We start from the raw sequence: 24,152 nt of genomic DNA, 5'->3' as shown, positions 1-24,152 counted from the left end.
ACAACTTGCGTGTCACGCACTATTTGCGCGATACGCATTTTGCTTCGCCTCTGTCATCATGTCCCGACGAACGCGGAGATCCGGGGGCGAACGATGCTGCTTGATGTGCTGCTGGGGGCGGCCGACGAGGCGCCCGGCCAGGTCGTCGTGCACGTGCGCGGCGACGGGACCGAACGGGTCGTCACCCACGCCGAGTTACGCGACGAGGCCCTCCGGGTGGCCGGCGCGCTGCTGCGGGAGGGCATCGCGCCGGGCACCCCGATCCCACTGGTCGCCGACCGGAGCGAGGACTTCCAGCCGCTCTTCTGGGGGCTGGTCGCGGCCGGGCTCGTGCCGGTCCCGCTGGCCCCCGATCCGCGCCGGGTCCGGCCGGTGTGGGAGTTCCTCGGCCGCCCGCCGACGGTGGCCGGCGAACCGCCGATCCCGGAGGCGCGCACGTTCTCCCCCGCCGCCCTGCTGCGCGGGGAGAAGGCCGCCGACCTGCCGGTACGGTCCCCGCACGACGTGGCCTTCCTCCAGTTCTCCTCCGGCAGCACCGGAGACCCGAAGGGCGTCGAGCTCACCCACGCCGCCGTCGAGGCGAACCTGGCGCAGATCCGGGCCGCCGCCGCGATCACCCCCGCCGACGTCTCGGTGAGCTGGATGCCCTACTTCCACGACATGGGCCTGATCGGCACCCATCTGGCGCCGCTGGCCGCGCGGATCAAGCAGGTCAAGCTGGGGCCGCTGGCCTTCGCGAAGCGTCCGGCGCTCTGGCTGGAGACCGCCGCGCGGCACCGGGCGACCGTGCTGACGGCGGCCAACTTCGCGCTGGCGCTGGTGGCGCGGCGGGTGCCCGACGAGGTGCTCGCCCGGCTCGACCTGTCGAGCGTGCGGCTGATGCTGGTCGGCGCGGAGCCGATCTCACCGCGCGTCTGGCGGGCCTTCCTCGCCAAGACGGGGCTGCCGCCGCACGTGCCGCAGCCGGTCTACGGGCTGGCCGAGGCGACGCTCGCGGTGACCGTGCCGCCGCCGGGCTCCACGGCCGAACCGCTGGTGCTCGACCGGCGGGCGCTGGCGGAGGGCCGGGTCGAGCTCACCTCCACCGGACCGCACGCGGTCGAGCTCATGGACGTCGGCGTGCCGGTGCCGGGCTGCGAGGTCCGCATCGCCGGCGATAACCGGGTCGGGCCGATCCAGGTGCGCGGTCCGCAGGTCGCCCGGGGCTACCACCGCGACGTGCCGTTCGGGCCCTGGCTCGACACCGGCGACCTGGGCTTCCTGCACGAGGGCCGGTTGTGCGTCACCGGCCGGGCCAAGGACGTCGTGTTCGTCAACGGCGCCACCTTCCACGCCGCCGACCTGGAGGAGGTCGCGGCAGGGGTGGTGCGGGGATCGGTGGCCGTCGTCGGCTCGCCGGGGGCCGAGGGCGAGCGGGTCGCGGTGTTCGTCCAGGCGCCCGTCCCGGCCGAGGTCGCCGCCGAGGTGCGGCGGCGGGTCGCGGAGGCGTGCGGGCACGACGACGTCACCGTCGTTGCGGTGCCGTCGACCGCGTTCGCCCGCACGACCAGCGGGAAGCTGCGCCGGTCGGTGCTGCGGGCGCGGTTCGAGGCCGGGGAGTTCACCCCCGCCCCGCGCTCACGGGCCGACGTCGAGGCGGCCGTCACGGTGATCTGGGCCGAGGTGCTCGGGGTCGAGGCGGTCGGGCCGCACGACCGGTTCGCCGCGCTCGGCGGGTCGTCGCTGAAGGCCATGCAGGTGCTCGCCGCCGTCGAGGACCGGTTCGGGGTGACCCTGCGGCCCTCGGACGTGCGCGACCACGACACCGTCGCCGCCCTCGCCGCCCATCTGCTGGCCCCGCCCGCGCCCGAGAACCGCCCGGCGCGGCCGGGCGGCGCGTCTCCGGTCGCCGTCGTCGGGATGGCCTGCCGGTTCCCCGGCGCCGACACCCCGGAGCGGTTCTGGGAGCTGCTCGAAAGCGGCCACGACGCCGTCACCCCGATCACCCGCTTCGACCACCCCGGCCACGGCGGGTTCCTCGACGACCCGGCCCTGTTCGACGCCGGGTTCTTCGGCCTGTCCGACGAGGAGGCCGCCGCCACCGACCCCCAGGCCCGGCTGCTGCTCGAACTCGCCCACGAGGCGCTCGAACGGGCCGGGTACGCGGGCCCGCGCCGCCACGGCCGCCGGGTCGGCGTGTTCGCCGCCGCCGGGGAGAGCGGCTACCGGGAGGTCCTCGAAGCCGCCCACGGCGCGGGCGGCCTCCCGGCCGAGGCGCTGACCGGGAACCTGCCGAACCTGCTCGCCGCCCGGGTCGCCCACACCCTCGACCTGACCGGTCCTGCGCTGGCCGTCGACACGGCCTGCTCCTCGGCGCTGGTCGCCCTCCACCTGGCCCGGCGCAGCCTCCAGCAGGGCGAGTGCGACCTCGCGGTGGTCGCGGGCGTCAACCTCACCCTCACCCCGGCCGGTTACCGCGCCCTCGGCAGGACCCGGGCGCTCTCCCCGACCGGACGGTGCCGCGCGTTCGGCGCGGCGGCCGACGGCTTCGTGCCCGGCGAGGGCGGCGCGGCGCTGGTGCTGGCCCGGCTCGACGACGCCGGCCGGTCCGGCGACACCGTCCTGGCCGTCGTCCGGGGCACCGCCGTCAACAACGACGGCCGGTCGCTGAGCCTGCTCGCGCCGAACCCGCTCACCCAGCGCGAGGTGATCGTCCAGGCCTACGCCGAGGCGGGCGTCGACCCCGCCGAGGTCACCTACGTCGAGGCCCACGGGACCGGCACCCCGGTCGGCGACCCGATCGAGCTGCGGTCGCTGCGGCACGCCTTCCCGTCCGGCTCCCGGCTGCTGGGCTCGGTGAAGACCAACGTGGGCCACCTGCTGAACGCCGCCGCGATGCCGGGCCTGGTCAAGGTCGTGCTGATGCTGGGGCACGGGAGGGTGCCGCCGTCGCTGCACGCCGCTCCCCCCGCCGACGGCCTCGACGGGTTCACGGTCCCGGCCCGGCCGGTCGAGTGGCCCGGCCCGCGCACCGCCGGGGTCAACGCGTTCGGCTTCGGCGGCACGAACGCGCACGCCATCCTGTCCGAGGCCCCCGCCCGCCAGGTCGAGCGCACACCCCACGAAGGGCTCAGCCTGCTCACCCTGTCGGCGTGGTCGACGTCCGCGCTGCGCCGGGCCGCCGACGACCTGGCCGCGTTCCTCCCCGGCCACGACGAGGGCGACGTCTGCGCGTCGGTCGCGCTGGCCCGCGACGAAGGGCCGCACCGCCTCGCGGTCGTCGCGGACGGCGACCTGGCCGACCGGCTGGCGACCGCCGAGGGGCGGGTCGCCGGGCCGCGTCCCCGGCTGGTGTTCCTGCTGCCCGGCCAGGGCGCGCAGGGCTCCGGCGCGGACCTCTACGCGAACGCGCCGGTGTTCCGGCAGGTCATCGACGAGGCCTCCGACCTGGTCGGCCCGGTCGGCGGGCGCACCCTGAAGGACTGGTGCGCCGATCCCGCCGCCGACGTCGTGCGCACCGACGTCGTGCAGCCGCTCATGGTCGCGTACGGGGTCGCGCTCGCCCGCCAGCTCCGCGCCTGGGGCGTGCGGCCGGACGCCGTCGCCGGGCACAGCGTGGGCGAGCTCGCCGCCGCCTGCGTGTCCGGACGGCTCAGCCTCGCCGACGCCGTCACGTTCGCGGCCGCACGCGGCCGGTCGATGCACGACCTCTGCCCGCCGGGCGCGATGGCGGTCGTGCCCGACGGCACCGAGCTGCCGCCCGGGGTGACCGTGGCGGCGGTCAACACACCCGGCCAGGTCGTGGTCGCCGGGCCTCCCGAGGCGGTGGAGGCGCTCGGCGGGCGACCCGTCGCCGTCACGCGGGCGTTCCACTCGCCGCTGATGGACCCGGCGCTCGGCCCGCTGGCGGAGGCCGCGGGCCGGATCACCGTACGGCCGCCGGAGATCCCGCTGCTCAGCACGGTCACCGGCGAGTGGAACCCGCCCTTCGACCCGGCCTACCTGCGCGACCACGCGGCGCGCCCGGTGCGGTTCGCCGACACGATCGCCCGGCTGGTCGCCGAGGGATATGACACGTTCCTGGAGCTGGGGCCGTCCCCCGCGCTCGGCGGCGCGGTGCGGGCCGCCTCGGGCGCGGCGACGACGATGGCGGCCGGGCACGCGGGTGGCGCGCGGGCGCTGCTGGAGACCGTGGGGGCGTTGTGGCGGCGCGGCCTGCCGATCGACCGCGCCACCATGGACCGGGGGCGGACCCGGGTGGACGTGCCGACGTACCCGTTCGAGCGCCGCCGCCACTGGCCGTCGTCGCGGCTGCTGCACCGGCTGGTCTGGCGCGAGCGGCCGGTCGACGGTCCCCGCGTGACCGTCGACGGACTGGCGCACGCGCTCGACGCCCCCGGGGCGACCGTGCTGACCGGCGGCGACGTCACGATCCTCGTGGCCGGAGCACCCAAGCGGGCCGAGTCGGCCGACGCGCTCGACGCCGTGCACCGCGAGCTGGCGGAGGCGCTTCTCCCGCTCGACGCGACGCGGGTGCTCGTCGTCACCCAGGACGTGCACGTCGACCGGCCCGAGCAGGCGGTGCTCGAAGGTCTGGCGGCGGCGCTGGCCGGGGAGACGGGCTTCGAGGTCAGGGTCGCCGACCTGACCTCCCGGGAGCCCGTGGAGCAGCGGGTGGCCGCGGTCGAGACCGAGATCGCCGCCCGGGGGTGCGGCCTGGTCAGATGGCACGGAGGCAGGCGGTCGGAGCGGGAGCCGGAGGCGGTCGTCCCGGCTGGGCGGGACCTGCCTGCCGACGGGGTCTATCTGATCACCGGAGGCGCGGGCGGGGTCGGGGCCGCGCTCGCGCGGGAGCTGGCCGATCGGGGGCGGCCCACGATCGTGCTGGCCGGGCGGTCGCCCCGGCCGCCCGCCGCGCTGCTCGCCGACCTGCGCTCCCGGGGCGCGACCGCCGACTACCACGCCGCCGACGTGTCGCGGGAGGCCGACGTCGAGGCGCTGCTCGCCCGGCTGCCCCGGCTCGACGGGTTGTTCCACGCCGCCGGGGAGGCGCGTCCCGGCCCGCTGCGCGGCGGGTCGCCCGGGGAGATCGTGGCGGGCATGGCGGCCAAGACCCGGGGCGGCCACCTGCTCGCCGAGGGGGTGCGCCGCCACGGGTTCACGCCGGTCGTGTGCGTCGCCTTCTCGTCGGTGTCGTCGGTGCTGCCCGGCCTGGCCGGGGGGCTCGGCGGGTACGCCGCCGCCAACGCCTACCTCGACGCGCTCTGCCGGGCCGAAGGGGGGCCGTGGATCGCGGTGAACCTCGCCGCCCTCGCGGAGGTGGGCCTGGCGGCCCGCGCCGGGCTGATCCGGGGCGCGCTCGACCCGTCGGCGGCGCTGGCCGCGCTGCGCGGCGCGATCGGCTCGGGGTCCGCGCAGGTGGTGGTGGCCGATCTGTCCGCCGTACCGGAACCGGCTCCGGCGCGGCCGCCGGGTGACGTCCGCACGGTCGTCAGGCGGCTGGTCGGCGGCGCGCTCAAGCGGGACGACCTCGGCGACGACGAGTCGTTCCTCAGCCTCGGGCTCGACTCGCTGACCGCCGTCGACCTGGTCAAACGCCTGGAGAAGGAGCTCGGCCGCACCCTCCCGGTCACCCTGTTCTTCGAGTTCCGCACGCTGCGCGAACTGTCGGCGCACCTCGACGCCGACGGGTCGTTCCCGCTCACGCCGGTGCAGGTCGCCTTCCAGACCCAGCAGCGCCTCTACCCCGAGATCTCGGCGTACGGGCACGTCCGGCAGACGATCACCGGCCCCCTCGACCCGTCGCTGCTGGAGAAGGCGCTGGACCACCTCGTCGACCGGCACCCCATGTTGCGCCTGCGCATCCACGCCGACGGCACGCAGTCGGCCGCCGCGTCCGCGCCTCCCTTCCTGGAGGTCCGCGACACCGACGACCTCGACGCCCTGGAGAGCGGCCTGCGCAACCGGCCGTTCGACCTCACGCGGGAGAGCCCGCTGCGGGCGGTCCTGGCCCGCACGCCAACCGGGACCCACCTGGTCATCGTCGTCAGCCACGTCGCCGCCGACGGCTTCAGCCTGAACGTGCTCGGCGAGGAGCTCTGGACCGTCTACACCGCCCTGTCGCGCGGCACGACCCCGGTCCTGCCGCCACCCGGCCCCACGTTCGCCGAGTACGCCGCCGCCGCGGAGCCCGCGAGCGCGGCCGATCTGGCGTACTGGACGAAGGTCCTCACGACCACCCCCGAGGTGCGCCTCCCCTACGACGGCGACCCGGCGGGGCCGCCGCTCGACACCGTCCAGGTCGCGCTGACCGGCGAGCGGTCGGCCGCCCTGCGGGCGCTGGCCGCCGCGCACGGCGTCTCGCTGTTCCACCTGCTCCTGGCCGCCTACGTCCGCTGCCTGGCCCGATGGACCGGCGGGGAGGAGGTCGCGGTGAACGTCGCCAGGGCGCGCCGCGAGATCCGCCTGCCGGGCGTCGACCGCCTGGTCGGCCCGCTCGCCGACACCCTGCCGCTGCTCGCGGCCGTGCGCCCCGGCGAACCGCTGCCTCGGCTGGCCGCGCGGCTGCGCGACCTCTGGCAGGACGCCGAACGCCACGCCACCCCGGCCTCCGCCGACCTCGCCCGGCTGCTGCCCGCGTCGGGCGGCCCCCGCACGGCGAGCCCGGCGTCGTTCAGCTTCGCCCGGTTCCCCGCCGCCGCCGATCCGGACCGCCCGGTGGAGGTCACCGTGACCGCCGCCGGGACCGCGTCGGCCGCGACCCGGCTCGGCCTGCTGTGCTGGGAGTCCGGCGGCGAGTTGCGGTTCTCGTGGAACTTCCCGTCGCGGCTGTTCCACCGGGCGACCGTCGACCGGCTGGCCGCCGAGCACCTGGCCGAGCTCGCCGTCGGCGAGAGGCCGGGGCTGGCCGCCCGGTTGCGCGCGCAGTTCAAGGCCACCCCCGACGCCGTCGCGGTCGACACCGGGACCACCCGGCTGACCTACGCCGAGCTCGACCGGCGGTCGGCCGCGCTGGCCGCCCGCCTGCGCGGGGCCGGCGACCTGATCGGGCTGATGACCGAACCCGGCGTCGACACCGTCGTCGGCCTGGTCGGCATCGTCCGCGCGGGCGCGGGCTGGGTGCCGCTCGACCCCGCCCATCCGGAGGCCCGCCGCCGCGACCAGCTGGCCCGCTGCGGCGTGACCACGGTCGTCACCGGCACCTCGGGCGAGGGCTCCTACGACGCCCCGGACGTCTCGCCCGACGCCACCGCCTACGTCATCTTCACCTCCGGCTCGACCGGCCGTCCCAAGGGCGTGCCCATCACCTGGCGGTCGCTGGAGAACTACCTCGACTGGGCGCTGGACACCTTCGGCTACCACGCGGGCGACCGGCTGGCCCAGACGGCGTCGATCTGCTTCGACGCCTCGGTCCGGCAGCTGCTGGCCCCGCTGCTGGTCGGCGCGACCGTGGTGACGTTCACGCGGGAGGAGGTGCGCGACCCCGCCCTGCTGGCCGGGCGGCTGCGCGACGTCACGGTGTGGAGCTCGGTGCCGAGCCTGTGGTCGCGGCTGCTGGACGCCGGGCCCGTCGAGCACCGGCTGCGCTGGATCCACGTCGGCGGCGAGGCGCTGCCGCCGGAGCACGTGCGCCGCTGGTTCGACCTGTACGGCCCCGGCGCCCGCATCGCCAACCTCTACGGCCCGACCGAGTCGACTATCAACACCACCTGCCACGTCATCGACGAACGCCCCGCCGACGACGTCACCACGATCCCGATCGGCCGGCCCGTCGCGGGCACCTTCGTCGACGTCGACGCGTCGGGCGAACTCCTCATCGCCGGGGCCGGGCTCACCCCCGGCTACCTCGACGACCCGGACACGGCGTTCGTCGAACGCGACGGCGTGCGGTGGTACCGCAGCGGCGACCGCGTCCGCCGGGAGACCAATGGTGACCTGGTCTTCCTCGGGCGGCTCGACGCGCAGGTCAAGGTGCGGGGCCACCGGGTGGAGCCGGGCGAGGTCGAGGCGGCCTTCCACACCCATCCCGAGGTCGCGCGGGCCGCCGTGGCGCTCACGGGCGACCGGCTGACCGCCTTCGTCGAGCCCCGGCCCGGCCGCGACCCCGACCCCGTGGCGCTGCGCGGGCACCTGGGGGCGACGCTGCCCTCGTACATGATCCCGGCCCGCATCGAGATCGTGCCCGCGCTCCCGCACACCGGCACGGGCAAGATCGACCGCCGCGAGCTGCACGGGACGCCGCCCGCGACCCCCACCGAGGAGCTGGTCGCCGAAGTGTGGCGCTCCCTGCTGGAGGTGCCGCGCGTGTCGCGGGAGGACGACTTCTTCGCGCTCGGCGGCGACTCGATCCTGATCCTGCGGGTGTTCGCCCGGCTCGCCGAGCACCTCGACCCGCTGCCGCGCCCGACGGTCGTCTACGAGCACGGCACGCTGGCCGCGCTGGCGCGGGCGATCGACGAGGCCGAACCCGCCGCCTTCCTCCCGCAGCCGGCCGGCGGGCCGTTCCCGCTGACGCCGGCGCAGCGCGGGTTCCTGCTGGCCGGCCAGACGTGGCTGGCGACGCTGCGGGTGCACGGGCGGGTCGACCGGGAGCGGTTCCAGCAGGCGGTCGACGCCTGCGTGGCCCGGCACGGGATGCTGCGCACGATCTTCCCGGGCGACGCGCAGCAGGAGCTCCCGGACACCCTGCGGCTGCCGGTGATCTTCGAGGAGGCCGCCGACCCGGCCGCGTCGATCGCCGCCGAGCGGGCCCGGGTCCTCGAGCCGTGGGCGTGGCCGCTGCTCCGGCTCCGGCTGGTCACGCTGACGCCCGTCGAGCACGTGCTGGTCGTGCACGCCCACCATCTGATCGGCGACGGCTACAGCGCCGCGCTCCTGGGACGTGAGCTGCTCGATTCCTACGACGGGGTCGACCCGCCCGCGCCGCGCAGCACCTTCCGCGACCACGTGGCCCGGCTGCGGCCCCCGGCGGGCGGGCGGGAGGCGTACCGGAAACCCGTGGTGGCGGCCGGACCGGACCGCACGACGGCGTTCACCGTCGGCGCGACGGCGCTGCGGCGGGCCGCCTCGGAGGCGGGCACGACGCTGTTCGTCGCGGTGCTGGCCGCCTACCACCGGGCGCTGACCGCGTTCACCGGCCACGACGACCTCATGCTCGGCGTCGCGGTGTCCGGCCGCGACGACGCGCCGCCGGACGCCCACCGGGTCTTCGGGCCGTACGCGCACGCGGTGCCGGTCCGGCCCGCCGCCGGAGACCCGCAGGCGGTGGCCGCCGCGGTGACGGCCGCCCGCGCGGCGAACGCCGAGGACATCAGGGCGGCCCAGTTCTTCTTCAGCCACCTCGACTTCACCGCCCTGGGCCCGCTGGAGGGCCGGGAGCTGCGGCTGACCTGGGACCTCGACGGGGAGATCGCCCCCGTGGGCGCGCAGACCTTCCTGTCGGTCCGGCCCACGCCCGGCGGCGACCTGCGGATGGTGCTGCGCACCGCCGTGGCGGACGCGGAACGTTTCGAACGGCTGCTGCGCGCCGAACTCCCCGCGCCGGACGCGGCCCCGACCGCCCCGCCGCTGTTCGGCCGGGAGACCGCCGCCCTGGACGCCGCCCTGGTCGGCTACCTGCCCCCGTTCGACCAGGTCCGGGCCGTCGCCGGAGACGCCGCCCTGACCAGGGAGGACGTGCGCGCCCTGCTGTTCCCCGACGGCCGCCCGCGCCTGGCCGAGGAGCTGGAGACCCCGCTCGGCCGGTCGGGCTTCGTCTGCCTGCCGCTGTTCGCCGACGAACTGGCGAGCACGCCCGACCTGGCCGCGCGGACCGCCGGGGCCGTCGAGCACGCCGCCGCGCTGGGCGCGCGGACCGTGTCGCTGGCCGGGATGATCCCGTCGCTGACCGGCTACGGCTTCGACGTGACGCGGCGGACCGGCGTGCCCGTCACCACCGGCCACGCCGCGACGGCCGTCTCGGTGGTGCTGACCGTGCAGAAGGCGCTGGCGGGCCGCCCGCTGAGCGAGCTGACCGTCGCCTTCGTCGGCCTCGGCTCGATCGGCCGCTCGGCCCTCGGCCTGCTGCTGAGCGTGGCCGGACCGCCGGGACGGCTGCTGCTGTGCGACGACGCGGCCCCGCTCGACGGCCTGCACCCCGGCGCGGAGCGCTGCGCCGTCGACCGGGTCTACGAGGCCGGCCTGATCGTCGCGGCGGTGAGCGGCCACGAGGTCGTCATCGACGTCGACCGGCTGCGGCCCGGCACGGTCGTCGTCGACGACTCCTTCCCCCACTGCTTCGACGTCGCCAGGGCGCGGGCCAGGCGGGACGTCACGGTGGTCGGCGGCGGCCTGTTGTCGATGCCGGGGATCGAGCGGCGGCTGGCCCAGGACGTGCCCGCGCCCTGGTTGCCCGGCACCATCGCCTCCTGCCGCCTGGAGTCCCTCCTGCCGGGCCTGCCGCCCGTGCTCGGCCTGGTGGACACCGGGACGGCCCTGGCCTGCCTGCGCGCGATGACCGCCGCCGGGGTCGAGGCCGCGCCGCTCCACCTGGCGGGGGAATGGGTCTAGACGGCTGTGACGGCCACGAGTTCCCGGTGGTGGACGGGCCGCTCGACCTCGTCGACCACCGCCGCCGCCAGGTCGGCGTAGCCGAAGGTCTCGTCGGCGGGTGCCGCGCGCCCGCCGATCCGGTGCCGTCCGGTCGCCGGTTCGTCGTTCAGGAAGAGCGGCGGCGGGGCGAGCACCACCCAGTCGAGCCCCGACCCGCGCAGGACGCCGAGCTCCTCGACGTGGCCGAGGGTGAAGGCCCGCGCGTCCTCCGGGAAACCGGGCGTCTCGTACAGCGGCACACCCTCCGGCGTCTCCAGCGTCGTGCCGATGCCGACCGCCACGAGCCGGGTCACCCCGGCCTTCGCCATCCCGTCGGCCAGCGCCCCGGCCGCCCGGGGGAAGAAGCCCGGTTCGAACCGGCTCGCCGCCATCACGACCGCGTCCTGACCGGCGACCAGGGAGGCCACCGACGCGGGGTCGGTGACGTCGCCGACCGTCCAGTCGCCCGGACGGTGGGAGACGCCGGTCACCTCGTGCCCGCGCACACCCGCCTCGGTCACGATCCGGCGGCCCGCCCGGCCGCCCGCTCCGAAAACCACGATTCTCATGGGGCGTGACGCTAACCTGCGCACCCTTGGTTTCCGCAACGATACTGACGTACCCTCCCGAAGGTGGCAGAGCCTCTCGACCCCGACATGTTCGCCGGGTGCGCACCCGTCACCCCGCCCGTCCGGATCGGCGACAAGTGGACCGCGAAGATCATCCGCTGCCTCCAGGACGGCCCCCGGCGCTACTCCGAGCTCAAGGTCCCGCTGACCGGCATCACCCCGAAGGTGCTGACCGAGTCGCTGCGCTCGATGGAGCGCGACGGGCTGCTGACCCGGACCGCCCATCCGGGCATCCCGCCGAAGGTCGTGTACGAGCTCTCCCCCCTCGGCCACTCGCTGGTCGAGCCGCTCGACACCATGTGCGCGTGGTCCCGGGCCAACCTCCCGAAGGTGCTGTCGGCCCGGGACGCCTACGACCTCACCTGACGTACCGGGTGAGGACGGCGGCCCCCGTCCGTTCCGCGCCCGCGCACGTCAGGTGGACGGGCGGCCCGCCCGCCGGGAAGAGGCGCTCGCCCTCGCCGAGCACCGTCGGGAAGACGAGCAGCCGGTACTCGTCGACCAGGTCCTCGGCCATCAGGGCGCGGACGACGCCGAGGCTGCCGGCGACGACGACGTCGCGCGGCTCCCCCTTCACGCGACCGACGAGGTCCTCCCCGATCACCCGGGAGTTCGCCCACGCGGACGTGTCGGTGAGCGTGCGGGAGGCGACCAGCTTCGGCACGGCGTTCATCCGCGCCGAGAACGGGTCGTCGCGGTGCGGCCAGAGCCGGGAGAACAACTCCCAGGTGGTGCGCCCGAGCAGCAGGACCCCCTCGTCGAGGGTGCGGCCCAGCCGGAACTTGTCCCCGGCGACCGTCTCGGGGCCGTGCCGGAAGGCCCAGCCGCCCGACGGCGTGCCGCCGCGGCCGTCGGGGTCGGACACGATCCCGTCGAGGGTGATGAACTGGATGACGACGACGCTCATGGCGGAGGTCCTTTCGGTCGGATGCTCGCCCGTACGTACCGGCGGCGCCGCCTCCGCTCATCGCTCCCGGAGGTAGATCTCTTTCGGCAGGCCGAAGACCGTGAACACGTCCGGGTCGGCGAACACCACGTTGTGGGTGATCCGGCCCCCGGCGACCGTGAAGACCTGCAGGCTGTGCGGGCGGAGTCCGGCGTCCGGCGCCGGCGCGTAGGCGGCGAGGGCGGGCTGGCCGTTGGCGGTCAGCCGCGTCATGGCCCAGCCGCCGCCGCGCAGCTCGAACACCCGGCGCATGAACGCCCCGTAGTCGCGGCGGCCCCGGAACCACAGCGGCACCGGCGGCATCTCCATGGCGACGTCGTCGGCGAGCAGCCGCACCAGCCCCGGCACGTCGGCCGCCTCGAACGCCCGCATGTAGCGGTCGATCACCGCGCGGGTCTCCGGGTCGCCGGGCTCGGCGATCTCGGTGGCGTCCGCCATCCCGGCGAGCGCGGCGCGGGCCCGCTGCAGGGCGCTGTTCACCGCCGGCACCGTGGCGCCGAGCTGCGCGGCGACCTCGGCGGCGCTGAACTCCAGCACCTCGCGGAGCACCAGCACGGCCCGCTGCCGGGGCGGCAGCACCTGCAGCGCCGCCACCAGCGCGAGCCGCAGGTCCGCCCTGGCCGCCACGTCGTGGCGCGCGTCGGGGAACGGCTGCAACCACGGGACGTCGTGCGCCGGGGTGAGCGGGGCCCCGGGGTCGTCCCCGGGCGCGCCGAGCCCCGAGGGCAGCGGCCGGCGCGCCCGCCCGTCGAGCGCGGTCAGGCAGACGTTGGTGGCGATCCGGTAGAGCCACGTCCGGACGGAGGCCCGCGCCGGGTCGTACCGGTCGCGGGCCCGCCACGCCCGGGTCATCGTCTCCTGCACCAGGTCCTCGGCCTCGTGGAAGGAGCCCAGCATCCGGTAGCAGTACGCCACCAGCTCCGCCCGGTGAGGCTCGAAGTCCACGGGATCAGCCCCGGCCCGCCCCGGTGGACATGTCGGGCGTGCCGCCCTGGCCCGGCCCGCCGGGGCCCGGGTCGTCCGGGCCCTGGTCGCCGGGACCCGGGTCGTTCGGTCCCGGGTCGTTCTGGCCGGGGTCGTTCTGGCCCGGGTCGTTCGGCCCGGGATCGTTCTGGCCGGGGTCGTTCGGCTTGGGGTCGTTCTGCCCCGGACCGTCGTTCCCTGGACCGTCGTTCCCCGGGTCGGTGGTGCCGGGGTCGGTCTGGTCCCAGCCGTCCGGGGGGCCGTACTGGTCCCACGGGTCCTCGCCGTAGGGGTCGTCAGACCACGGGTCGAAGCGCTCCACCGCGCCGAACCGCTCCTCGTTGATCGGGGTGAACGGCGTCGCCGGAACCCCTTCCAGCGCGGCCAGCATGGTCGCCTTCCAGATCGGGCCCGGCACCGTCGCGCCGAACACCGAGCCGTACCAGCGTCCGCCGATCGTCACGTTGTTCAGCTTGTGGGTGCTCGCCCCGCGCGGGTCGGCCAGGCTGACCGCGCCGGCCAGGTCGGGCGTGAAGCCGGCGAACCAGGCGCTCGACTGGTTGTCGTTGGTGCCGGTCTTGCCGGCCGCCGGGCGGCCGATGCCGCCGACGCCGCGCATCGTGCCCTTGGTGAACACCCCGGACAGGATGTCGGCGGCCGCGTCGGCGACCTCGGCGTCGATGGCCTGCGAGCACTCGGGCGCGAACGACGTCTTCTTGCCGTCGCGGTCGACGACCTCGGTGATGGCCATGGGCTTGCAGTACTTGCCGCGCGCGCCGATCGCCGCGTAGGCGTTGGCGACCGTCACCGGGTCCATCTCGTTGATGCCGAGCGTGAAGGTCTCGAACTCCTGGAGCTTCTTGCCGTCGGCGCGCTTGATGCCGAGCGACTTGGCGGTCTTGACCGTCTCGCACAGGCCGACACGCTCCTCCAGTTCCATGAAGAACGTGTTGACCGAGCCCCACGTCCCGGTCTGGAGGGTGGTGTAGCCGGGCGAGCCCTCGTCGTTGGTCACCGCGTGGTTCGGGTCGCCGACGGCGTTGCCGGCGCAGTCGGTGAACGCCGAGGGCGACGGCGCGGTGTACGACCCGCCGACGTTGAACCCGTCGCTCAGCCGCATGCCCTGGCTCAGCGCCGTGAGCAGCGTGAACGTCTTGAACGTCGAGCCCGCCTGGACGCCGCCGAGCCCGCCGTGGGCACGGTCGGCGACCACGTTGTAGTCGAGGTCGTCCCGGCTGGCGGCCATCGCGCGGATCGCGCCGCTGCCCGGTTCGACGAGCGCCTGGGCGGCCACCGGGCCGTCCTTCTTGCCGACGTAGGCCGCGATGCCCTTCTGGGCGGCGTCCTGCATCTTCGGGTTCAGGGTGGTGCGGATCGTCATGCCGCCCTGCTTGAGGGCGCGTTCGCGGTCCGAGCGGGTCTTGCCGAAGCGCTTGTCGGCCAGGACCTCGGCGGAGACGTACTGGCAGAAGTAGCGGTACTCGCTCGTCTCGCAGCCGCCGGGGATCGGCACGCCCTTGTAGCCGAGCTTGCTCTTCTTCGCCTTGGCCGCCTCGGCGGGGGTGATCTTGCCGAGTTCGGCCATCCGGTCGAGGACGACGTTGCGGCGGGCGACCAGCGCGTCGCGGTTGCTCTTGCCGCCCTCCGGGTCGGTCGCGGTCGGCAGCCGGACGGCCGCCGCCAGCGTCGCCGACTGGACCAGGTTCAGCTTGGCCGCCGAGACGCCGAAGAAGCGCTTGGCCGCGGCCTGGATGCCGTGGGCGCCCGCGCCGAAGTAGGCGATGTTCAGGTACTTCTCGAGGATCTGGTCCTTGGTGTACTTCTCCTCGACCGACAGCGCGTAGCGCAGCTCGTTGAGCTTGCGGACGTAGCTCGGCGCGAGCGCGGCCTCCTTCTGCTCGTCGGTGGTGGCGCTGTTGAGGAGGACCTGCTTGACGTACTGCTGGGTGATGCTGGAGCCGCCCTGGGCGACGCCGCCCGCGCTGAGGTTGGCGGCCAGGGCGCGGATGGTGCCCTCGATGTCGATGGCGCCGTGCTGGTAGAAGCGGTCGTCCTCGATCGCCACGATCGCGGTGCGCATGACGGGCGCGACCTTGTCGATGGTGACGTTCTCGCGGTACTGGTCGTAGAACTGGGCGATGCGCTTGCCGTCGGCGTCCAGGAGCGTGGTCTTCTCGGCGAGCGGCGGTTCGGTCAGTTCCATGGGTCTCAGGTCGATGGTCTCGGCCACCCCGCTGAGGGCGATCCCGGCCGGGAGGGCGAGGCCGGCGGTGATCACCCCGGCGGCGATCCCGGCGACGAGCAGGCCGGGCATGGTACGCAGGCGCATCACAGCTTCCCGAGGCCTCGTGCCGCGATCGTGGCGGCCCTGGCGATGACGGACTCGTCGGCGGCGGCGTTCCTGTCGGTGCGGTTGGTGTAGATCGCCATGATGATCGGTTTCTTCGATCCCTTCGGCCAGATGACGGCGTAGTCGTTGGCGGTGCCGTAGGTGCCGCCGGTCCCGGTCTTGTCGCCGATCCGCCAGCTCTTGGGCAGGCCGGCGCGGATGCGCTTGTCGCCGGTCTCGTTGGCGACGAGCCAGCCGGTGAACGTGCGGCGGTCGCCCGCGTCGAGGGCGCCGCCCACGGTGAGGGCCTTCAGGTCCGCGGCGATGGCGGCCGGGGTGGTGGTGTCGCGGACCTCCCTCGGGTGCCACAGGTTGAGCCCGGGTTCGTTGCGGTCGAGGCGCGAGACGTGGTCGTCCAGGCCGCGGAAGTACCGGGTCAGGCCCTTCGGGCCGCCGATCTGCCGGAGCAGCAGGTTGGCGGCGGCGTTGTCGCTCTTGGTGACGGCCGCGCGGGCCAGCGCGGCCACGGTCATGCGGGAGCCGACGTGTTTCGCGGTCTCCGGCGAGTTCGGCAGCAGGTCCTTCTTCCTGATGAGGATGCGCTTGCCGAGGATGTCGGGCTTCTTGTCCAGCACGGCCGCCGCGAGCACGCCCTTGAAGGTCGAGGCCAGCGGGAAGCGCTCGCCCGACCGGTAGGCGACGGTCCGGCCGGTGGCGGTGTCGAGGGCGTACAGGCCGATCCGGCCTTTGAACGCGGTCTCCAGCGCGCGCAGATCCGCGACCGCCGAGGTCGGCGGCGCGGTGACGCCCCCGGAGAGCAGGGCGAGGGACAACACGAGGGGAAGCATGCCGAAGAGTCTGTTCTGTCAGCGTAAATACCGTCAAAGACACTTGAAGCCTACATTATGCATTCATGACATAATCACTGGTCGTGGACCTCCTCGCCGCCTGGAGAGTGTTCGTCAACGTGAGCGAACGCGGCAGCTTCACCGAAGGCGCCGCCGCCTCCCAGGTGCCCCAGCCCGTGGCCAGCCGCCGCATCGCCGCGCTGGAACAGCACCTCGGCGCCAAGCTCTTCGACCGGTCCGCGCGCGGCGCGCTGCTGACCGACTTCGGCCGCGACCTGCTGCCCTCGGCGCAGCGTCTGGTCCGGCTCGCCGACGACATGGAGTGGGAGGCGGGCCAGGCCCGGCTCAAGCCGCTGCGACTGGCCGTCCCGGAGATCTGCGCGGTCCGCGACCTGGCCCTCCTGACGGTGGAGGCCCGGCAGGAGGGCGTGCACCTCGACGTGGTCGGCGCCGCCGCCGGGATCAGGGCCGAGCTGGCCCGCTCCCGCGAGGTCCGCGCGGCGCTGGTGGCCACGCCGGAGGACGGCGCGACGTGGGTGGTCGACCTGGGCCTGGCCGGCGTGGGGGGTCCGCCGGGTCCGGTCGTGTACGTCGAGAGCCTCCGGCCCGCCCGCGCCGACAGGTCGGCCCGCAGGCCGAGGATCTGGATCCAGCCGGAGGACGACGTCCCGCACATCAGGGACCGGCTCCTCCGGATCAGGGACGCCGCCGGGCTGCTGCCCTCCCAGGTCGCCGTGGCCCCCTCGCTGGTGACGGCCGCCGCCGAGGTGATGGTCTCGGCCGACCTGCTGCTCTGCTCCCCCCGCCAGGCCGCCGAGCTCGGGCTGGCGTGGCGGCCCGTCGGCGAGCTGCGCCTCACCCGCGGGTACGCTGTGGCCTCCGCCATCGGGGACGACGCCGAGCGGGTGCGGGGATGGCGTCGGGTGGCCGCCTGCCTGGGGGTTGACGCGTGATCCGTGACCTGCGCCGGATGCTCGACGACGGAGGACTGCGGGGCTCGTTCCTGGTCCGCGACCTGCGTACCGGCGAGGAGCTCGGCATCGACCCCGACGACGAGTACCCGACCGCGTCCCTGGTCAAGGTGCCGCTGGCCGCGGCCACCCTCGACCGCATCAGGCGCGGCGAGCTCGACGGGGCCACCCGCCTGACGGTCGGCCCCGGCGCCCGTTTCTCGCCCGGCCCGACGGGCACCAGCCGGTTCCGCCACTCGGCCGAGATCGCCGTCGACGACCTGCTCCTGCTGACCATGACGGTCAGCGACAACACCGCGGGCGACGCCCTGTTCGAGCTGACCCCGCCCGCGATGGTGGCCGCCTTCCTGGAGGAGCACGGCCTGCGCGGCATCTCCGTCCGCCACACGCTGCGCCACCTGACCGAGAGCCCGGTGCAGGCCCTCGGCGGCCACCTGGCCCACGTGCTGGCCATCGAGGGCTCCACCGCCGGACGCGGCCACCCCGTCCCCGAACTCGACGTGACCCGGGGCTCGTCGGGGTCGGCCCGCGCCTTCGTCGACCTGCTGGCGGCGTTGTGGCGGCCGTCCAGGATCGACCCCTGGGTGGCCGGGCGGGTGCGCGAACTGATGGGCGACAACGTGCTGCGCCAGCGCCTGGCCCCCGACTTCACCTCCGACCTGACGACGTGGTCGTCCAAGACCGGCACCATGCTCAACCTGCGCCACGAGGTCGGCGTGGTGGAACACGTCGACGGCCAGGTCCACGCCGTGGCGGCGCTGACGGAGTCCCGCGTCGCGGCGGTCCGCCAGCCCGGGGCCGAGGCGCTCATGGCTCAGGTGGCGCGGGCGTTACGGGACGAAATCCGGTCGCGCTGACCCCGGTCGCTTTGCGACGATCGCGGCAAATGAGCACCCGACTGCGGGCCGTCGCCCGCGAGACCATGGACATCGTCGAGACCGGCGGATACCGGCTTCCCTCCGGCCGCTGGGTCGAGGTGACGGTCGACCCGGCCCTGACCCGGCTCCACCTCCCGGACGAGAGGCTCGACCGGCACGGCGACCGCACACCGCTGGTCGAGGTGCGCAACCAGACCACCCTCCAGGCCGCCCGTGAGCTCGGCGGCGACCCGGCCTGCCTCGTGTTCGCCTCGGCCAAGAACCCCGGCGGCGGCTTCCTCAACGGGGCGAAGGCGCAGGAGGAGGACGTGGCCCGCGCCTCGGCGCTCTACCCCTGCCTGACCGCCGCCCCCGACTTCTACGCGTTCCACCGGCAGCAGGGCGATCTGCGTTACAGCGACCGGGTGATCTACTCCCCAGGCGTGCCGGTCTTCCGCGACGACCGCGGCGCCCTCCTCGACGAGCCCTACCGCGTGGCGTTCCTGACCTCGGCCGCCCCCAACGCGCGGGCCATGGGGCAGACCCAGCGCGAGTCGCTCGCGGAGCTGCCCGCCCTGTTGCACGCGAGAGCCGCGCGGGTGCTCGACGTCGCGGCGGCGCACGGGCACCGGCGGGTGGTGCTGGGGGCGTGGGGCTGCGGCGTGTTCGGCAACGATCCCGGCATGGTCGCCGCCGCCTTCGCCGCGGCCCTGGCCGGTCCGCAGCCGTTCGACGTGGTCAGATTCGCCGTGCTCGACCGCAACCCGGGCACCCCCACCTTCGCCGCGTTCACGGCGGCCCTCACCGGCTGAGCAGCACCGGCACGGCGGCCAGCACGACCAGCGCAGCACGACGACCGGCGCGGTCACCTTGGCCGCGCTGTAGGGCCGTCTCCCGCGCACCTCCCCGGTGGCCCCGTCGACGGTGAACCGGCAAGTCCTCCCGTCGAGCAGATAGGTCCGGGTCCAGTACGGCAGCAGGACGAGGTCCCCGTCGATCGAGGGATACGTGGTGACGACGGAGTGCAGCCGCCGGTCGTCGCCGCCGATGTCGGCCAGGCAGGCCGCCCTGACCGTCGGCCGCACCGAGGCCTTGGCCGCGTCGAGCGCCTGGTCGGGCGGCACGGTGTAGCGCGGCGTCTCCACCCCCGACAGGTATCCGGCCCGGAACGGCACCGTCGCCGCCGGAAGCCGCCGGGCCGGCAGGTCGCGGATCCCCGGCACGACGACGTCGGCGAACCGGCGGCCGACCTTGCCGCGCGCGTAGCTCCAGCGGGTCCGCCGCACCTGGCGGGTGCGCCCGTCGCCGTCGGTCTCGACCTGGTAGTAGTGGTGGCCGCGCCGCCCCGCGTACCGGGTGACGGTCTCCAGGTCGAACACCCAGGCCGCCAGGAACGTGGCCCGCATCGACGCGGCGTCGGAGAACCGGGCCAGCGACTCGGGCGCGAACCAGAGCGTGGCCGCCCACCGGTCGAGCGCCGCCGAGGCGTCCCGCGGATCGACGGAGAACGGCACCACCGCCCCGGGCCGCACCTCGCCCCCGAGCTCCCGGACGATCGGCGTCTCACACGCCGGGCACCGCGACGACAACAACGCGGGCGTGGACGTGGTCGCGCACCGGGGACACACCACCCGATGCTCGTCGGTGACGGTCACGGGCAACCGCCCGGGCAGCGTCTCCACCGGCCGCCGCGCCGCCGGCCCGGTCACCACGAGAGGCTGGAAATCCTGACAGTACGGGCAGCGCATGCCTTCGCCCCCAGGGACGTACTCGGTCACGCCGCCACAGAGATCACAGTGCATCGCTACCCCCACGGTGGCAGGGGCGTGGTCAGGCCCCCGATGTCGATGTCGCAGATCTCCAGCCCCGTCTCGGCGAGATCCCGGTTGACCGCGGCCGCCACCTCGTCGGGCAGCGCCGCGTCGTTGAGCACGTCGAGCACCGTCCGCCGCTCCGACCAGGCCGCGAGCGTGTTCGTCAGCCGCCGCAGCAGCGGCCCCCGGACCGCCTCGGCGACCTGCCCGGCCTCGACGAGCGCCTGCCCGGCGACGAGCTGGGTGAGGAAGGCGGTCGGATCGGCGACCCGGAACGAGAACTCCCATGGGCCGCGAGCAGCACCGGCCCCGTCTCGGGATCGCGCAACTGGACGGGCCGCCGCGTGCCCCACTTGAGATTGGTGAACCTGCGGGTGCTGACGAAATGGACCTCGGCCTTGTCGGGGGACCGGAATCCGTACCGGAACCCCCGCAGCCTGCTCGTGACGGGGACGTTGCCCGTCGCAGGGTCTGCGTCCCGGCGTGACACTCGCGGACGATCTGCCCGCCCCGGACGAACAGCGCGACCTGCCATTCCCGGACGATCAGCTTGCTGCCGTTCTTCAGCTCGTCGAACGGCCGGTCGTACCGCCAGGCGACGACCCCCGGCCGCTCGCCCTTCCACTCGACGATGTCGATCAGTTCGCCACGGATCAGGCCCATGTGCTCCCGCCTTCGTGAACTCACACACATCAGTGGGAACAGGTAACCGTCCGCTTGCGGCAGTGGGGGTAACCCGGCGGATAAATGAATATAGGGAAATATCGCGTGGTGTCCGGGAGTGTGATACAGGCCACTCGCTGACGCCGACGGACAGCTCACCGAACGCCTCGAACCACGCATGCCGCCACTTCACACCTCAAACGAGGCGCGTTCCAATCGCACGAACGTCCAGCTCCGAGCCCGCGCCGCGAACCACGGGCCGACCGCCGACTCCATGTTCCGACGGCGATGGACCACACATCCGACACCTTCCACGAGTGATGACGGTCATGCTCTCGGCAGAAAACGGCCATCACTAATCCGCGTCAGATCACGCCGAATGCACGCCACGATTCCGGATGTGCACCATTCGAGAATCGGGCCATCCGGCCAGCGATTCGACAAACCGACCAAATGGTTCATTTACGGATGAAGCCATTCGATCGCGTTTTGATGAATTCACACAATATGGAGACATAGAGCTCAGCCAACTTCGAAGATTGATGCCATGAATCGAGATCGTTGGTCAGATCGCATGTGGCTGGCCATCGTCGCATTACTGGTCGCAGGAGCCGTCGGTGTGACGTGGCCGGCGATTCAGCAGGGCCAGTGGGACGGGATCGATCCGGGCGGCGTCCTGGGCATAGCCCTGGGACTGGCGGCCACAGTGATCGCCAGCCGCCAGGTGGTCCGGGCGCAACGGATCATCGACGTCGACTACTGGGCGAGATGGCTGGCCGACCACGTAGGACGGGCGGAAGCCCGCGAGTTACGGCACCTGCTGGGGTATGACGGCCAGACCGATCTCGCCGACAGATCCATCGACGTGGAGTTCGTCCTCCAGCCCACCTCCGGTCACCAGGCCACCGGAGCAGGCCGATCAGGGCGTCTGACCGAGGTGGTCGACTATTACCGGAAGCTGAAGCCCCGGCGGCTGGCCATCACCGGCGCGCCCGGAGCCGGTAAGACGGTGCTGGCGGTGCGCCTCATCGTCGGTCTCCTCGCTGACCCCGCACCGGGAGACCGAGTCCCGGTCCGGCTTCCGGCGGCCGAATGCGACGCCGAGGGCTCGCTGCCGACTTGGTTGATCTCTCACCTCGTCACCGCCTTCTCGATGCCTCGACGAGTGGCCACGGCACTGGTGGAAGCCGGCCGGGTACTGCCCGTCATCGACGGGCTGGACGAGGTGGATCTCGACACCGGCGGGCTACCTCACGCGACGCGAGTGCTGCACGAACTGAACTCGCACGCCGACATCGCAGGCAAGACCGACGTGGTGCTGACCTGCCGCACCGAACAGTTCGCCGCCCTGAACCAGCCACAATCGGGAATCCAGGCGCAGGACTTCGCGACGGTCCAGATCATCCCCGTGGTCGCCTCCAGCGCACTGAGCTTCCTGGAAACACGCGTCGGCACCGGCGACCTCCCCCGGTGGGGAGAGGTCTTCGACACACTCGACTTTCACCCTGACGCGCCACTGACCCGCGCCCTGGCCAATCCGTGGCGACTGACCCTGGCCCTCACCGTCTACCAGCAACGCGACCCCGCCACCCGCGCTTTCGTCCGTGAACCCGTCGAACTCACCGATCCCGGTTATGACTCTCCGCAGAAGATCCGCGACCGCCTTCTGGCCGACTACATCGGTGCTTCGGTCGCCATCGCCGGCGCGAACGGCCGGAACGTTTCTCGTTATTCCGCCGAGCAGGTCCATGCCTGGCTGGGCACCCTCGCCGGTTATCTCAACGGAAATCGCCGAAAACAGCTTTTCAACGGCAGGAAGCTGCCCAGCACGGAAATCGTCCTGCACGAGCTGTGGCCCCTTGCCGGCGATCGCCCTCGTCTCCTGACCAACACCTTGGCGGGCGCGTCCAGCTTCATGATCTTGCTGGCCGTCCTGCTCTCCATCCATGCTCCTTCACGCCTGATGTTGTCCTTGGTCGGCGCGTTGGCGTTGACCCGGGTGACCAGCGTCACGTGGCCCGACCCATGGCGCGTCAGCTTGCCACGACCGAGAACTCACCTCGGACACCGCAGGCTGGCGGCCGGTGCGTTGTTCGGGCTGGCGGGAGGCACGCTTATCGGCCTGGCGACGGGGCTCACCCGCGGATTCATCCCTGGAATCGTCGCCGTTGCCGCATTCACCCCCCTGTTCGCCCTGTATCTATGGCTGCTGATCCCCGGCGATGGAGCCTCCTTGAGTCCAGGCGACCCGCTGCGAAAAGACGTCGTGGCGGGACTCGCATTCGTGTTTCTCCCCTGTCTCCCGTTCACACTCGCTTACGTGTTGGTCGGCTTCGAAAACTCGCTCTTCTGGCTGCTCTGGCCGTTGTTCTGGTTCGGGCTCATCCAAGCCAGCCGACGGGCGTCGACGCGATATCTTGCGCTGATCATGTGCACACGCGGCCGCCTGCCGTGGCGTCTCAGCCGGTTCCTGCGCTGGTGTTACCGCGACGCGGGAATACTCCGTGTGGCGGGAATCAGTTACCAATTCCGGCACCGGGAACTCCAGGACTTCCTCGCACCAACTCACGTCAAGCGGTCTAGCTGATCATGAGGGCACGCGTGCGGTAGAGCCGGGCTCAGAGCCTGTTGGCCGCGCAGGCACGGCGTGCTGCGCACCGGGCCGCGGCCATTCGGTCTCCGGGCCGGCCTCCTGCAGTTGAGGTGTGCCCGAGACGACGTCGGTCAGGGACGGGCGTTTGGCCAGGCGGCCGTTGCCCGAGGATCGGCCGGTCAGGCGGCGGATCAGCCATGGCCCCAGGAAAGTGACCACCCAGACCACCTCCGCGTGATACCGGGCCAGCCGGTTCGGCCGCTTCAGCGGTGGCAGGGGCGCCGCCCACGACTCGTCGGCGCCCGGCAACCCGAGGGCGTGGGCCGCGCCCGCGGCGATCAGCGAATGGCCCAGCGGCGTGGCGTGGACGCGGTCGCGGCACCACAGTCGCGGGTCGACGCCGATTTCGTAGGACTCCGTGTCGACCACGATCACGCCGAGGCGGCGCGCGGACTCGCGGATGCGCTGGTTGAACTCCAGCAGTTTCGGCCGCAGGTGCCGGGTCATCGCGGAGATCCGGGTCACGTCGGGATAGGTGAAGGTGAGGATGGTCGCGCCCGCCCCGGCGAACGCGGCGTAGACGGCGTCGAGGTCGGCCATCACCGCGTCGACGTCGAAGCCGGGACGGACCAGGTCGTTCATGCCGACCATCACGGAGACCAGGTCGGGCTTCATCGCCAGGGCCGGGTCGAGCTGCATCGACCTCACGTGGCGGGCGCGGTGGCCGCGGACGGCGAGGTTGGCGTACCGGAGGCCGGGATGGTGGACGGCGAGCATCTCGGCGAACCGGTCGGCCCAGCCCCGGTAGCCCGCCGACTCGTCGCCGTCGTTGAGGCCCTCGGTCTGGCTGTCGCCGACGGCGACGTAACGGAGATAGCGCATGCCGGCTCCTGCGCTCAGGTGGTCGTTATGCGGTCGAGCGCCCGGCGCGAACCCACGGACGCGTGCGGAGTGATCGCATCAGCCCCGCCTGTCCGGTTCTCGCCGCCCA

General features: G+C 73.6%; 15 protein-coding genes and 1 pseudogene. 8 read left to right on the top strand and 8 right to left on the bottom strand.

Features of this window, described 5'->3' with window-relative positions; translation table 11 throughout:
• The first annotated feature begins 93 nt into the window (after window positions 1-93).
• On the top strand, window positions 94-10,527 hold the full coding sequence (locus tag QSK34_RS08280; protein ID WP_285581685.1) for a non-ribosomal peptide synthetase/type I polyketide synthase: 10,434 nt from the start codon (window positions 94-96) through the stop codon (window positions 10,525-10,527).
• On the opposite strand, the gene QSK34_RS08275 is transcribed toward QSK34_RS08280, so the two are convergent.
• Window positions 10,524-11,117, bottom strand: coding sequence for an NAD(P)-dependent oxidoreductase (locus QSK34_RS08275; RefSeq protein ID WP_285581683.1), 594 nt, complete (start codon window positions 11,115-11,117; stop codon window positions 10,524-10,526). The two genes, QSK34_RS08280 and QSK34_RS08275, sit on opposite strands and share 4 nt — an antisense overlap.
• A 63-nt stretch (window positions 11,118-11,180) precedes the next feature.
• Between QSK34_RS08275 and QSK34_RS08270 the strand changes: the two genes are divergently transcribed.
• Complete coding sequence (locus tag QSK34_RS08270) at window positions 11,181-11,543, top strand: winged helix-turn-helix transcriptional regulator (RefSeq protein ID WP_285581681.1); 363 nt, start codon at window positions 11,181-11,183, stop codon at window positions 11,541-11,543.
• Here the strand turns inward: QSK34_RS08270 and QSK34_RS08265 are convergent.
• Genes QSK34_RS08265 through bla form a run of 4 tightly spaced genes read right to left on the bottom strand, consistent with a single transcriptional unit; the run spans window position 11,536 to window position 16,263 of the window.
• Complete coding sequence (locus QSK34_RS08265; protein ID WP_285581679.1) at window positions 11,536-12,084, bottom strand: dihydrofolate reductase family protein; 549 nt, start codon at window positions 12,082-12,084, stop codon at window positions 11,536-11,538. The genes QSK34_RS08270 and QSK34_RS08265 overlap by 8 nt on opposite strands.
• A gap of 57 nt (window positions 12,085-12,141) precedes the next feature.
• The gene (locus QSK34_RS08260) at window positions 12,142-13,068 is read right to left on the bottom strand and encodes an RNA polymerase subunit sigma-70 (RefSeq protein ID WP_285581677.1); all 927 of its coding nucleotides are present in this window, start codon (window positions 13,066-13,068) and stop codon (window positions 12,142-12,144) included.
• Between the two features lie 4 nt (window positions 13,069-13,072).
• Window positions 13,073-15,415 carry a transglycosylase domain-containing protein gene (locus QSK34_RS08255; protein ID WP_285581674.1) on the bottom strand — a complete coding sequence of 781 codons (2,343 nt, stop codon included), beginning with the start codon at window positions 15,413-15,415 and terminating at the stop codon, window positions 13,073-13,075.
• Window positions 15,415-16,263: a class A beta-lactamase gene (gene bla / locus QSK34_RS08250; RefSeq protein ID WP_285581672.1), complete on the bottom strand. Its 849-nt coding sequence runs from the start codon at window positions 16,261-16,263 to the stop codon at window positions 15,415-15,417. The genes QSK34_RS08255 and bla overlap by 1 nt, the downstream gene beginning before the upstream one ends.
• Before the next feature lie 83 nt (window positions 16,264-16,346).
• Between bla and QSK34_RS08245 the strand changes: the two genes are divergently transcribed.
• From QSK34_RS08245 to QSK34_RS08230, 4 genes are all read left to right on the top strand, one after another.
• Complete coding sequence (locus tag QSK34_RS08245; RefSeq protein ID WP_161477808.1) at window positions 16,347-17,216, top strand: LysR family transcriptional regulator; 870 nt, start codon at window positions 16,347-16,349, stop codon at window positions 17,214-17,216.
• Window positions 17,217-17,233: 17 nt separating this feature from the next.
• Window positions 17,234-18,091 (top strand): serine hydrolase, encoded by an 858-nt coding sequence (locus QSK34_RS08240; RefSeq protein WP_285582076.1) that lies wholly within the window; start codon window positions 17,234-17,236, stop codon window positions 18,089-18,091.
• A gap of 29 nt (window positions 18,092-18,120) precedes the next feature.
• Window positions 18,121-18,903: a TIGR02452 family protein gene (locus QSK34_RS08235; RefSeq protein ID WP_285581669.1), complete on the top strand. Its 783-nt coding sequence runs from the start codon at window positions 18,121-18,123 to the stop codon at window positions 18,901-18,903.
• A gap of 544 nt (window positions 18,904-19,447) precedes the next feature.
• Complete coding sequence (locus tag QSK34_RS08230) at window positions 19,448-19,822, top strand: hypothetical protein (protein ID WP_285581667.1); 375 nt, start codon at window positions 19,448-19,450, stop codon at window positions 19,820-19,822.
• A gap of 73 nt (window positions 19,823-19,895) precedes the next feature.
• On the opposite strand, the gene QSK34_RS37920 is transcribed toward QSK34_RS08230, so the two are convergent.
• Window positions 19,896-20,033: a hypothetical protein gene (locus QSK34_RS37920; protein ID WP_502875388.1), complete on the bottom strand. Its 138-nt coding sequence runs from the start codon at window positions 20,031-20,033 to the stop codon at window positions 19,896-19,898.
• 35 nt (window positions 20,034-20,068) lie between these two features.
• Window positions 20,069-20,451, bottom strand: a pseudogene (locus tag QSK34_RS08225) (SPFH domain-containing protein).
• Here QSK34_RS08225 and QSK34_RS08220 point away from each other — a divergent pair.
• Both QSK34_RS08220 and QSK34_RS08215 read left to right on the top strand, forming a co-directional pair.
• Complete coding sequence (locus QSK34_RS08220) at window positions 20,389-20,586, top strand: hypothetical protein (protein WP_285581663.1); 198 nt, start codon at window positions 20,389-20,391, stop codon at window positions 20,584-20,586. The pseudogene QSK34_RS08225 and the gene QSK34_RS08220 overlap by 63 nt on opposite strands.
• 556 nt (window positions 20,587-21,142) lie before the next feature.
• Entirely contained in the window at window positions 21,143-23,155 is a 2,013-nt protein-coding gene (locus QSK34_RS08215; protein WP_285581660.1) for an NACHT domain-containing protein, read from the top strand.
• Here the strand turns inward: QSK34_RS08215 and QSK34_RS08210 are convergent, their stop codons facing one another.
• A complete protein-coding gene (locus tag QSK34_RS08210) occupies window positions 23,156-24,043 on the bottom strand; it encodes an SGNH/GDSL hydrolase family protein (protein WP_353051369.1) in 888 nt (295 codons plus the stop codon). It lies immediately after the preceding gene.
• Window positions 24,044-24,152: the final 109 nt, after the last annotated feature.

The organism is Herbidospora sp. NBRC 101105 (assembly GCF_030269205.1).
Classification (GTDB): Bacteria; Actinomycetota; Actinomycetes; order Streptosporangiales; family Streptosporangiaceae; genus Herbidospora; species Herbidospora solisilvae.
This window is presented reverse-complemented; position numbering and strand designations above follow the sequence as displayed.

What these genes read in the sequence shown, in the direction of transcription:
- QSK34_RS08280 (WP_285581685.1), top strand. Translation starts at nt 94, where the DNA reads ATGCTGCTTGATGTGCTGCTGGGGGCGGCCGACGAGGCGCCCGGCCAG.
- QSK34_RS08275 (WP_285581683.1), bottom strand. Translation starts at nt 11,117, where the DNA reads ATGAGAATCGTGGTTTTCGGAGCGGGCGGCCGGGCGGGCCGCCGGATC.
- QSK34_RS08265 (WP_285581679.1), bottom strand. Translation starts at nt 12,084, where the DNA reads ATGAGCGTCGTCGTCATCCAGTTCATCACCCTCGACGGGATCGTGTCC.
- QSK34_RS08255 (WP_285581674.1), bottom strand. Translation starts at nt 15,415, where the DNA reads ATGCGCCTGCGTACCATGCCCGGCCTGCTCGTCGCCGGGATCGCCGCC.
- bla (WP_285581672.1), bottom strand. Translation starts at nt 16,263, where the DNA reads ATGCTTCCCCTCGTGTTGTCCCTCGCCCTGCTCTCCGGGGGCGTCACC.
- QSK34_RS08240 (WP_285582076.1), top strand. Translation starts at nt 17,234, where the DNA reads ATGCTCGACGACGGAGGACTGCGGGGCTCGTTCCTGGTCCGCGACCTG.
- QSK34_RS08235 (WP_285581669.1), top strand. Translation starts at nt 18,121, where the DNA reads ATGAGCACCCGACTGCGGGCCGTCGCCCGCGAGACCATGGACATCGTC.
- QSK34_RS08215 (WP_285581660.1), top strand. Translation starts at nt 21,143, where the DNA reads ATGTGGCTGGCCATCGTCGCATTACTGGTCGCAGGAGCCGTCGGTGTG.
- QSK34_RS08210 (WP_353051369.1), bottom strand. Translation starts at nt 24,043, where the DNA reads ATGCGCTATCTCCGTTACGTCGCCGTCGGCGACAGCCAGACCGAGGGC.